Annotated in this window: 7 protein-coding genes; 2 read left to right on the forward strand and 5 right to left on the reverse strand. The window is 34.9% G+C overall.

What is annotated here, in order from left to right:
- Positions 1 to 72: 72 nt before the first annotated feature.
- The 3 genes from AC6JAD_RS08505 to AC6JAD_RS08515 all read right to left on the reverse strand — a co-directional run bounded on the left by AC6JAD_RS08505 (position 73) and on the right by AC6JAD_RS08515 (position 8,344).
- A complete protein-coding gene (locus AC6JAD_RS08505) occupies positions 73 to 3,153 on the reverse strand; it encodes a M36 family metallopeptidase (protein WP_461304812.1) in 3,081 nt (1,026 codons plus the stop codon).
- Positions 3,154 to 3,272: 119 nt separating this feature from the next.
- A complete protein-coding gene (locus tag AC6JAD_RS08510) occupies positions 3,273 to 5,045 on the reverse strand; it encodes a T9SS type A sorting domain-containing protein (RefSeq protein ID WP_461304813.1) in 1,773 nt (590 codons plus the stop codon).
- A 218-nt stretch (positions 5,046 to 5,263) separates the two neighbouring features.
- Positions 5,264 to 8,344 carry a CHAT domain-containing protein gene (locus AC6JAD_RS08515; RefSeq protein ID WP_461304814.1) on the reverse strand — a complete coding sequence of 1,027 codons (3,081 nt, stop codon included), beginning with the start codon at positions 8,342 to 8,344 and terminating at the stop codon, positions 5,264 to 5,266.
- A 108-nt stretch (positions 8,345 to 8,452) separates the two neighbouring features.
- Here AC6JAD_RS08515 and AC6JAD_RS08520 point away from each other — a divergent pair, with 108 nt between their 5' ends.
- On the forward strand, positions 8,453 to 9,016 hold the full coding sequence (locus AC6JAD_RS08520) for an RNA polymerase sigma factor (RefSeq protein ID WP_461304815.1): 564 nt from the start codon (positions 8,453 to 8,455) through the stop codon (positions 9,014 to 9,016).
- Positions 9,013 to 9,828, forward strand: a complete 816-nt coding sequence (locus tag AC6JAD_RS08525; RefSeq protein ID WP_461304816.1) for a tetratricopeptide repeat protein — start codon at positions 9,013 to 9,015, stop codon at positions 9,826 to 9,828. The genes AC6JAD_RS08520 and AC6JAD_RS08525 overlap by 4 nt, the downstream gene beginning before the upstream one ends.
- A gap of 161 nt (positions 9,829 to 9,989) precedes the next feature.
- On the opposite strand, the gene tsf is transcribed toward AC6JAD_RS08525, so the two are convergent.
- On the reverse strand, positions 9,990 to 10,961 hold the full coding sequence (gene tsf, locus AC6JAD_RS08530; protein ID WP_461304817.1) for a translation elongation factor Ts: 972 nt from the start codon (positions 10,959 to 10,961) through the stop codon (positions 9,990 to 9,992).
- A 99-nt stretch (positions 10,962 to 11,060) separates the two neighbouring features.
- Positions 11,061 to 11,864, reverse strand: a complete 804-nt coding sequence (gene rpsB, locus AC6JAD_RS08535; RefSeq protein WP_461304818.1) for a 30S ribosomal protein S2 — start codon at positions 11,862 to 11,864, stop codon at positions 11,061 to 11,063.
- Between the last annotated feature and the right edge of the window lie 95 nt (positions 11,865 to 11,959).

The raw sequence follows: 11,959 nt of genomic DNA on the forward strand, positions 1-11,959 counted from the left end.
TACCCTAGTTTGGAATATTATTCACAAGAAGCTAATTAAACCTGATCAGCATTGTGAGATAATTATCAAGGGTTATTTTAGAACTACATTTTTCATTACCGTGGAATTGTCTTCCAAGATAATTTTAAAGATATAGAGTCCGGTGGCATATTCGTTAATACGTATGCTTTGGGTATAATTGCCTAGTCTTTCAACAGTTTCGATGTGTTTGCCGTACACATCGTAAATTTCTATTGCTCTTAATTTAGAATTACTGGCGGAAACTGTTATTTGGCTTGTTGCAGGATTTGGAAAAACAGTTACTAAATCGACCCTTGATTTATCCAATTCTAAACCGTCGTCATTTTGCAACTTCCATGCTGTTCCTTTCCAAGATAAAATTTTATCGCCTTCAATCCATACATCGGTACTATTTCTGGACCTTTTTCTACTACAGCCATCAAAAGAGAAATTAAGGGTTTGACTTTTTACTTCTCGACAAAATTCATTTTCTATTGTTGTAAAAAGCATTGCTGTAATTTCGTAGTTTCCTTCAAGTATGGAAAAATCTTCTTCATTAACCGTAAAACAAAATTCTCCAACGAAACCACCTGGAAAACCAAAAACTATGTCACCTGTAAGTTGGGGATTGTTGTCTGTTATTGTAAAGTTGTTAGAAGGATCTGCAACATCTTGTAAGACTAAATCAATATGATTTGCTTCGTAGTTTCCTCTCACTACAAATGTGCCACAAACATCAAAACTCAGAGGAGAATCCAAATCGCTGCAATCCGGAATTTCCGATTCTATAGTGATATAATTTGATGTACAAGTATATACAGGGCAGTTGTCTAAAGAAATGCCGAACTCACGATCCATATCACTACAAATAGTACCGTCTTCTGTAGTAAGATTTACATTGGCTCGGAAGTCATAATTTCCTTCAAATCCGGAAGAAAGGAAATGTGAGGTTCTTATGGGAAAACTAAATTTAAATATACCATTTTCGAAAGACTCATAATTCATTTCGTAAGAATTAATGGTTCTTATTGTGTTTTCATTGGTCTTGTCAATTATATCAAGAGTCATATTGTTATTCGCATAGTCGTTGGCCAAATCGTCAAAAGTATAGCTAGGTGGAACATTAATTTCAACTTCTACTTCAAACCATGGAAAAAAACCATAATAATCAACGTCTTCACACAGCGGGAATTCTGTTTCATTGATTATGGAAATATTAACTCCGTCACAAGCACTCATACATTCGGGAACGTCAAACGCTTCGTTACCATCGGTTAAACTATTGTGGCTTCCTTGTGATGCAGAATAGCCTAATCCTCTTTTGGCAAACGCTCTCCAAACATTACATACATATTTACCACCTTCAAGAAGTTCTGCAGCGGTTAAGATTCCATTTCTGGCATCTACAAACCCTAGACTTGTGTTCGTGTATTTTAGCCCCTCTATTACAAGTTTCATAGCAATATTGTTTCCACCTGTGCCATTGTACAAATCTGGGTCGAAGCCATAAGCATCAATTAATTCCCATGTAAGTTCCCAGAGCATAGATGCCCAAACCGAGCCAACATGATGCTGATATCCGGGAAAAGGAGCTTGAGAAATATAATTATACGTATAGGGGCTTTCTGTCATATCGGTACTATATGGATAGTTTCTTTCGCCATTACCATTAGGAGCATCACCATTAAACCAAGTTCCTACGGTTCTATTGTCGGTGCCCAAGTCTGCCGTTTTCATAGTCATCATTAATCCAAACCAATCACTCCAACCTTCACCCATTTGTTCAAGACTACTGTTAAACGCACTATAGTCATCACTTCCGCCCACTAATCTGGTAGAAATACCATGCCCATATTCATGCGCAATAACAAGATTGTCCAGCGAGCTATCCCTTTCTCCACAGATATTCATTTGAATTCTCGGACTTAGTCCATCATTTGTTGGCAAATAACTTGCTGTACACCTATTAATATTTCCCCCAGAATAAATTGGTGGAGCATCTATTGCATCTTGAGCTTCGGCCAATAAACTATCATTCCCATCACCTTGTTGTGTAAAATTGACATGTTGAAAGTTCCCGCTAGCTTCATCGAAACCATAGTGGTACCAAACATCATGACAGAGATTCGTCCAATAAAATAAATTCGTAATTGCTGCAGGAGTTGAGTTGCCTCCATTTTCGTAATTTGTATCCAGAGGAAATATGAAACCTTCGCTTGTACACTGCGCCGATGAGCCCATATTCTCTCCTAAACGATCTTCATATGCATGAACATTGTTTCCTTTTGTTTGGTTTGTAGGTACGTTATTTAATGTTGTCCAACCTTGTTGAGAAGCATTTTCATCCTCGGGACCAATTACGATAGTTCTATCTCCGAAATGTGGACTTTCTATAGGCATTGCGTAAACTTGATATACATTGTCCGCTGTGATTGAAGTAAATGTATTTTTAACTTCTTCTCTAGGGCCATAAACTATCGTTTCTTTTAGCGCATGGTCATGAAATGAACAGCTTAGTATTATGTCCTTTTTATCAACCAACTTTCCTGTTACAGCATCAATTTTAGCATTCCATAAGTGGTTGCCCTTGAAATCGTCTATGGTTAAATCCCACACCAGTTCATAGTCATTTTTAATGTTGGGATAGTATACAAGTTTTGCTTGTATTGGCAAAGACGAAACCTCATTGGCCTCAAGCACTAACTCCGAATTTGACACTGTTTTTACTACAGATATAGTAGCATCTGTCTTTAAATTGAGGTTCTGTATTGCAAGTTGCAATGCCTCAGTAGCTGAAATGCCAGGGATCAGGGAAGTGTTCTTTATTTTATTTTTCAAGCCCGGATGAAAATTGTTATGGTAGACTACTACCTGACTATCGTTATTGGCCAGGTGCAGGCTGAATGTGGCTTGATAAATATCTAAACCATTGTATTGTTGAATGCCGTAAATATGATGTACACCACTTTGTTTACTCACGTGATGACTTGAAATTCGCCACTCTTTTACATCATTTTTATTAAGATTGAATTTAGTTGCGTTTTGTTCAATATGCTGTTTTACCAATAGCTGTAAATGGTTTTGTCCGAATAAATTAAATATTGAACATATAAACAAGCTAAGAATTAAACATAGTTGTTTTGAGTGTCTCATAATAAGAATTTAGAATTTATAGTGGATTTCTGTATGAGCCATGACGGCTTTAAGTTGAGGAGTAAAAAAGCTGACTATTTATTGTATAATCAGCTTTTCAACTAATGATTCAACAGGAATTATTTCAAGATCAGATTCTTGTATTGGGTGGTGCCATCAAGAAGCGTGATTTTTAAAATGTAATAACCTATTTTTAATCTCGTGACATCTATAGTATGCTGTAAAGCTTTTATTTCATTAACAGATTTTACAGGGGTTCCGTGAATATTATAGATTTCAATTGAAGTGATATTTGTCTTATCTGTAGCTATAGAAACTTCATTACTAGCTGGGTTGGGATACACCAAAATATTTTCATGGTTAGCTATATGATTTACCCTATCACTAGTAGAATCGCAGCTAGTATCTATTCGGCCGTAAGCTACACAACACCACTCTGTCCATTCGCAATCATCTCCTGTTTTTATTCGATATCTCCATGATCTACCTCCTGTTACTGGTGTTACATCGTGTGAAAGACTTATAAAGTTATTTGTTGTTGTAAAAGTTCCTGTATTCCCGTCTAATGGTGGAAATGGCGAACTGAAACAACTATAATCTACAATAAATTCGAGGGTATATGTCGCATTAGGTATATTCTCCCACGATAGAATATATCCAGTACTAGTATTAAAAGACAGTTCTGCTTCACTAATTAATGGACAACAATTACTAGTAGTATTTTGCTGTATTTGAACTTGTTGAGGCAATTTATTTGTATAGTTCCCTGAGCCTAGATCTATCTCATTTTCTGTTAAAGAGGCATTGGGAAAGTTAATATCTGCATTGTTTATTGAATGTAGCATTCTATCGCCGTTTGGCACATAAATGCTTCCGTCTACACCTCTAGTAATTGTTGGATGATTTGCTCCCTGGAGGCCACTGAACGATCCAATAGGAGATGCAATCACATTAAGATTCATGCTGTTTACCGCGTCAATTTGGTCGATTCGGTAAGTTCTGTCCCGATTATTGATGAGAGCAAATATATTATTGCTATTGGATGAAAACTCAAAATCTTCAAATAATGTCAGCGTTCCTAGAAGCTCACTGGTAACAATGTTTGCTTGAAACCCAAGAAAGTTACCCGTACTATTATCAAAATTTAGTAAATAGAACATTGATGATTCTTGTGTCTGACCACCAGGAAATTCCATCAGCCTGCGCGTACTATAAACTACACTTTGCATATTTGGTGAAACGCTCATGCCAGAGGTGCCTGTAATACCTATTCCATATCTGTTTAAAGTTTCAAATTCTTGGATTACATTGGGAGCACCAATTCCACCGTCTATTAATACGGTGAATAAGTGGTCAAAAGGATTTAGAATTAACCAATACGAATCCCCGTTTGCATGTTGCGCAACTGCCATATGGTTGGGCCTTTCATTAATATCCTTTACGATACCACTAGAGTCTGTATATGGCAGAATGTTTAAGGGTTGATTGGTTGTCGTAATCTCTCCTAAGGGGTTTGTGCTAAAATCTACTAGAGAGTAGAAATAATCGTTATTAACCGTGAAGATGTAGTACTCATCACACCCTCCTGGCCTAGGTACAATTGCTACGGTTCTACCTCCACCATTAAGACCGTTACTTATAACTTCATGATTGGAATTCCAAACAGAGGTGCCATCTGTATAAAAGAGCAATTCTCCATTTTGGTCACTTATTGATGCTGTATGATTGTGAACATTGGTCGTTTCACCACTAGACAAGGCCGTGGGGCCTCCGTTGAAACTTAGGCCGGCTCGATGGCCGAAATGCCAATTGGAGTTTTCTTGTTGTCCAAATATACCCGTACTTATTCCTAATAACAGAAGTACAACATATGCGAAAGAATTTGTTTTCATAGAACAGATTTTAATATTTATATTCATTTTCTGGGTTCCTGTTCCTAAATTCAATTTTTGTTACCCTTTTTATTTTTTTTCATCAACTCCTTTTGGTAAAATGAATGAAAATATAGGCTTGAGCTAGCCGAATTTAATGACTAGCCGAATAGACAATGGACTTAACCAATAAATTTGCAGTGAAGAATAATTGAAGATTTTATTGTAACTGTACTTTTTTAACTCTTAAGCCTTCTATAGAAGTAAATAATAAGTAGAAGAAAAAGTAAAATCCCCAAATAATAGTATATGTTAGACCCTGTGCTATTAAGTTCTATAGGATCAGTGGTGCCCAGAATATAAAAGCTGCCCCAATAGAAAGGTTTTGAAGTAAAAGCATCTGAGGAATTCAGAAAAGTAATCTTCGCTTGTTGTAATGCTTTACTTTTATTCATTCCCTTCTTTATATTGGTGTAAAAAAGCCTCATAACTTCTGGAGTGGCATCATCGGAGATTTCCCATCTGCTTAAAAGCAGGCTTTCTGCACCTGCATATTGAAAGGCATTACCCAAGCTCAATATTCCTTCTCCCTTATTTACCTTTCCTATGCCTGTATTACATGCGCTTAAAACAACGAGATCTGCGGGAATATTCAAGCCATATAATTCATGTCCGTAGAGTATATTATCTTCTTTTCCGTTCTGCTCTTTATCCGAAAACTGTATCTTCAGGAGTTTAGGGTTTAAACTATCAATATCTGCATGTAATGCGAGATGTACTAATTTATAATTACTAACAGTACTTTTGAAAGTTGCTTCATTAGCACTGTCGTCATAAAAATAATCACCTTTAAAAATAGCCGACAATTCTTCGACTTCTTTTCTAGAGCCGGGCAAGTCTATGTTGTTATTGGTAGATATCGAACCTTTACTTGTATATGAAAAAGCAATGCATTGATCCAGCAAATCATGGTTGCCTTGAGGGTGTGTCGATTCGAACAACATACTAGCCGAATTGGCATAACTGATGGCATAATCGTAAAGTAAATAGTGATGTTTTGTTTTGGAGCTTTTGGAATTGACAAGTAAATCAAATTGTAAATACCATAAGGCTTCATCGGGTAAAACAATAAGTTTACTGCCAACAAAGTGTTTTTCTATAGGTTTAATTAATAATTGATACAAGTTATAACTCATATCTAAGAAGTTAGATTGGTTTTTACTTGTAATAGTCTTATTAAACGCTCGAATTTTTTCGTCTAATTCCGGAACAGCAAGTTCCTGAATATTGTAGGAGTTTTTAGTTATTACAAAAGCATAGATCACATCGTTGGACCGAAAGAATTCTAGCAGGGTGGTATTTTCATCAATGCGCCGCTGTATCTCTTCTATTGTAATAATGCTCTTTTCATATTTTAAATTATAATATTTTGGAAAATCCGCCTCAATTCTTTTTTCTAAAGAATCTTTTCTTATTGTTGCATCCAAAATATCACCCTCAATTTCATATACCTTTGATGTGTCTATTGTTGATTGAGTGATTTCTGAAATTAGGTCTGTTGTTAGTTTTGAAATATTAAAGTTTATTGATTGCTCTAAATCAAGAATACTTGAATCAATATTTAAGATTTTTTTTAAGTCGGAATTTTTTGCTAGTTCTCTTAAAATAGTAGCTCTGCTTTTTTCAGAATAATAAAATAGATCCTCTATAAGCACTTCATTTTCTCTCTTCTTATTAAGTAAAAGTGACGTTTCAATGATTTTGGCATAAACGGATTTCACCAACTCAGACAACCGGATCTTATCTTCATAATCCCTTCTTTTATTTCGTACAGAATTAACTAATGAATGGGCTTTTAAGTAAAACGAATTACTTTCCTTTAAATCTGAAACGTTACCATTTGTCTTAAACATAGCAAATTTAATATCCGCTTCTACTTTAATTGACTCCAGAAGTAAGTCATCATCTAAATAGTTTGTCGATTTGAATTTTTCTGCGAGCATGCTATGATCTTCATTGCCTAGATAATTGTAGTTCATAGCTTGATGATTATATAGTAGCGCATTATCATAATTATTTAAATCTAAATAAGCTTTAGAAACAGTAAGGTTAGAACGTACTATACTAATGTTTTTCTCCTTGAATAGTGTAAGCCTAAGCGATAAAGCTTTTTTTGCAAATTCCAAGGCTTTTTTGTGATTGCCAACGTTGGTATAGATTACCGAGAGATAACCATATAAATAAGAAATCCGCACCGGATTTTTAGTAACATCCAAAGCCTTCATAATATAGGCAACACCTTCTTCGCTACCATAAATCTGCCCAAATTGGCTATAGGTAAAAAACAAATTTTCATGATTTTCCCCCAGGACTCTTAATCCCATATCAAGGCTTTTTTGGGTATGATATATTGCCTTCTCTTTTTGATTTTGTAGTCTATAAATAGTACCAATATTATAATGAACTTTCATTTGATCAGGATGACCATCCATTCCATAGTTACTAATACTAACACTAAGTGCTTTTTGATAATATTTTAAACTTTTGTTGTAATATTCTTTTATAGAGTATATAAGACCCAAATCATTGTAAACTTTAATGAAGTAAGGATTATCTTTTGGATAGACTTCTTTGGCCAGATTAAATGTTTTTTCGAAGAATTCTAAAGCAGTAGTAAAATCGCTTTTATCGTAGTTTAAAAAACCTATTACTTCGTAAGTATTTGCTTCTAATATTTTGTTTTCGGGTGTATCCTCTAATGGCGTATCAAGTACCTTGTCTAGATATTTTAATGCGTTTTTAAAATCTCCTTTGCGTTGATAAACTAGCCCTAAATTGAAATATGTACTCGCCAGATTGTAATAGTCTTCTTTAAAATGCTCTAATCTAATTTTTAATGCTGATTCATGATTTTCTTGTGCCTCTTCAAGCCTTCTCATAAATGATTTAGCAATACCTATATTATCAAGAGCATTTGCTTCTTCTAACTTATTTTCAAATCCTTTTTGGCGACTACTTTTTAATGCAAGTTCTCCATAAGACATGGCTTCTCTTATTCTTGAGTTTGAATGGTATGCTTTAGATAGTAAATTGAAAGTTGAGGTAATCCTATGAAGATCGTTAGTAGCCTTATAATGATCCAAACAATCTTGAAAGAGGTTAATAGATTCATTGTACTTACCATAAAACAATTGATCTTTCCCCTTTTTTAAATTATTAGTTGCTAGGCTATCGTTTTGTTGGGCGTTTATCAAAAAACTATTCAAAAAGACTAATAGTATGGATAATTTATAAATAATTTGATAGTTAGAGTATAACATATTTATTAATGTGTGGAAAATAAAATTATGGTAATAAAATGTGACTTCATAATATTATTCTAGCTTTAGAATTAATTATTTTACGAAAAAAATCAAGAAAATATTTTAATGATAGATGATTCTTTTTACTTAGAAGCTTTATTGAATAATGATGTTGAAGTTATAAAAGCTATTTATAAAAATAATTTCTTTAAAGTAAAATCTTTTATATTAAATAATAAGGGTCAACAGCAAGATGCTGAAGATATTTTTCAAAATGCGTTGATGCAACTTGCCGTAAGATATGACAAAGAGAAATTTGTTGTCACATCTAGTTTTGAAGCATATTTATTTACGGTATGCAAAAATTTATGGAGAAGGGAGTTAAATAAAACAAAAATTAGGGTAACAAAATATGAAAATCAGCAACCGGAAGCCAAACATGAAGATATAGCTGCCTCAGTTTTAGAACAAGAGCGTTGGGAATTGTTTACAGAAAAGCTAGAAGAAATTTCTGGAAGGTGTAAAGAACTACTAAAATCATATTTTTCTAAAATGTCTTATGCTGATATTGTAAAGAAGTTTAATTACAGTTCTGAAACCGTTGCAAGACAAAGTGTTTTTAAGTGTAAAACAAGATTAAAGAAACTAGTTAAAAAAGACAAACGATTTAATTTGTTAAGCAAACTATGATGTCAGAAGATAATATTTTGATTGAAAATTATTTAAAAGGCTTGCTTTCTGATAAAGAAAGAAAGTCTTTTGAAGAGCGTTTAATGACAGATCTTGAATTTTATAAAGAATACAAATTAGAGAAGGAGTTAAATTCTACCCTAAAAGAGAATAGTTGGAGTTTTGTAGATAAAGAAGCTTCAGAAGTTGCTGAATATAAAGAAGCTTTAGTGCAAGAGCATTTAAAAAAATTGAGAGAAACCTTATCCGAAGTTAGTTCGGAGTTTAATTCAAAATCAAAAAACAACAACAGAATACTATATTACCTTACTGCAGCATCGATAGTAATATTTCTGGGAATTCAGTTGTTTTTTAATCAAAATGCATCAAATGAGGATTTATATTATGCAAATGTAAGTTTAGATAAGTTACCTTCCTTTGTTACAAGAGATTCTCATAGTGAAGTTCAACTTAAACTGGTTATGGGTGAACAACAATTCAAAAAAGGCAATTATTATGAGGCTTTAAATCTTTTGAAAACTGTTTTAGAAGACAATGAAACAAATAGTTTGCTGTATACTTATGTAGGTTTAGCACAAACTGAATTAGGCTTGTATGAAGAATCTGAAAAGACTTTTAACGATTTAATCGTCCATAATAGCCAAGATGCTTCTATTGCTTATTGGTATAAAGCTTTAATTTGTTTAAAGAACGAAAGAATTAACGAAGCTTTGGAACAATTAACAATGATTACTCAAAATCCGGATAACGACTATTATGAAAATGCTCTAAAACTTACTGAAAATATTAAGGATAATTTCATGGCTGAATAATTTGGTGCGATTAGCCTTTTTTAAAGTCTATCCCTTACTAAGGTCTGCATCGTTTTAAAGAACGAAATCTTTTATTGAGAATCTTAAATTCTGAATTATGGAAATAAAAAAAACCGCCCAGTTTCCTGAGCGGTTTTTCAAATTAGTGTGCTTTTCTGCTATTAGGAAGCGAGAGAAACCCTTTTAAATCCGGTCACGCTCACATCACCTTTACTGGCAACGTAATCTGCAACGCTAAGTTTCTCATCCATAATATAGTTCTGGTCCAACAGACACTGCTCTTGGTCCAAAGTAGTATTGTCGCTTACAAAACGCTCTAACTTACCAGGAACAATTTTGTCCCAGATTTGCTCAGGCTTTCCTTCTGACTTCAATTGAGCTTCGATGTTGGCTTTAGCCTCTGCCAATACCTCATCCGTTAATTGTGCTCTGGAAATGTACTGAGGAACATTCTTTAGGGTTTTACCCAAACGACCCAATTCGATATTGTCTTTTTCAATAACAGCAATACGAGCTTCGGTTTCGCTAGCGATATATGCAGGATCAAAATCTTTATAGGAAAGTGTAGTGGCTCCCATGGAAGCTACTTGCATAGAGATATTCTTTGCAACTTCGGCAGCATTATCGATAGCATTTGATAGACCTACCAATGCACCAATTTTATTTCCATGAATGTAAGACCCAACGAAAGGGGCTTCCAATACTTCGAAACCACCGATTTCGATCTTCTCTCCAATAACACCCGTTTGCTCAGTCAATTTTTCCTGAACGGTCATTCCAGCTTCAAACTCTGCAGCAAGAAATTCTTCTTTACTTCCAGTATTAAGAGCTACATCTGCCATTTGTCTGGCCATGGCTACATAAGAATCATTTTTTGCAACGAAATCTGTTTCACAGTTAAGGGAAACGATTACACCTTTATTGGCTGCCTCGTTCACTTTAGCTATTACAGCTCCTTCGCTAGAATCCCTATCGGCTCTTTTTTCAGCGATTTTCTGACCTTTTTTTCGAAGGATTTCAATTGCTTTATCGAAGTCACCTTCTGCCTCAACTAATGCCTTTTTACAGTCCATCATTCCGGCTCCGGTTTTCTTTCTTAATTCATTTACTTGTGCGGCGGTTACTTTTACCATCGTTGTAAGTGTTTTAGTGTGTGTAAATTGTAAAAAGTCGTTCAAAAGTACTCTTGAAGAATAGATCCAAACGACTTTTAAGTATTATTGAATTGTTATTTATTCTTCTTCGCTAGATGCTTCTTTGGTAGCAACGGCAGCAGCTCTTTTTCTTGGGGCTTTAGCCTCAACAGGAGCATCATTACCTCCTTCTTTGCCACCTTCTTTACCTGCTTTTCTTTCGGTAAGACCTTCAGAAATTGCATTGGCAACACTGCTAACAATCTTTTCAATAGACTTGGACGCATCGTCATTTGATGGGATCACATAGTCGATCTGTCTTGGATCACTATTGGTATCTACCATAGCAAAGATTGGAATATTCAGCTTCTGGGCTTCTTTAACGGCGATGTGCTCACGAGTCGTATCTACGATGAACAAGGCACCTGGAAGACGGCTCATGTCTGTAATAGAACCTAAGTTCTTTTCCAATTTCGCACGTGTACGGTCTACTGCTAAACGCTCTTTCTTTGAAAGGGTGTTAAAAGTACCATCTTGCTTCATTCTATCGATGGAAGTCATTTTCTTAACGGCCTTACGGATCGTTACGAAGTTGGTTAACATACCACCTGGCCATCTTTCTGTGATGTATGGCATGTTTGCTCCTTTTGCTTTTTCAGCAACGATATCTTTCGCTTGTTTCTTGGTAGCTACGAATAGAACTTTACGACCACTAGCAGCAATCTTCTTAAGGGCAGCATTTGCCTCTTCAAGCTTTGCAGAAGTTTTGTAAAGGTTAATAATGTGAATCCCATTTCGCTCCATGTAGATGTAGGGAGCCATGTTTGGGTTCCATTTACGGGTAAGGTGCCCAAAGTGAACACCAGCGTCAAGGAGTTCCTTGACTTCTTTGTTGTTTGCCATTTTGTTTTAGTTTACGTTCTGTTTAGATAGCAATCACGAATTCACGTAATTTAGATGCTAAACTAACGTCCCTACCGGCAAAGGAAGGAACTAAC

Source organism: Aureisphaera sp., assembly GCF_059726885.1.

Excerpts from the sequence above, each read along its gene's own strand:
- AC6JAD_RS08505 (WP_461304812.1), bottom strand. The coding sequence starts at position 3,153 with ATGAGACACTCAAAACAACTATGTTTAATTCTTAGCTTGTTTATATGT.
- AC6JAD_RS08510 (WP_461304813.1), bottom strand. The coding sequence starts at position 5,045 with ATGAAAACAAATTCTTTCGCATATGTTGTACTTCTGTTATTAGGAATA.
- AC6JAD_RS08515 (WP_461304814.1), bottom strand. The coding sequence starts at position 8,344 with ATGTTATACTCTAACTATCAAATTATTTATAAATTATCCATACTATTA.
- AC6JAD_RS08520 (WP_461304815.1), top strand. The coding sequence starts at position 8,453 with ATGATAGATGATTCTTTTTACTTAGAAGCTTTATTGAATAATGATGTT.
- AC6JAD_RS08525 (WP_461304816.1), top strand. The coding sequence starts at position 9,013 with ATGATGTCAGAAGATAATATTTTGATTGAAAATTATTTAAAAGGCTTG.
- tsf (WP_461304817.1), bottom strand. The coding sequence starts at position 10,961 with ATGGTAAAAGTAACCGCCGCACAAGTAAATGAATTAAGAAAGAAAACC.
- rpsB (WP_461304818.1), bottom strand. The coding sequence starts at position 11,864 with ATGGCAAACAACAAAGAAGTCAAGGAACTCCTTGACGCTGGTGTTCAC.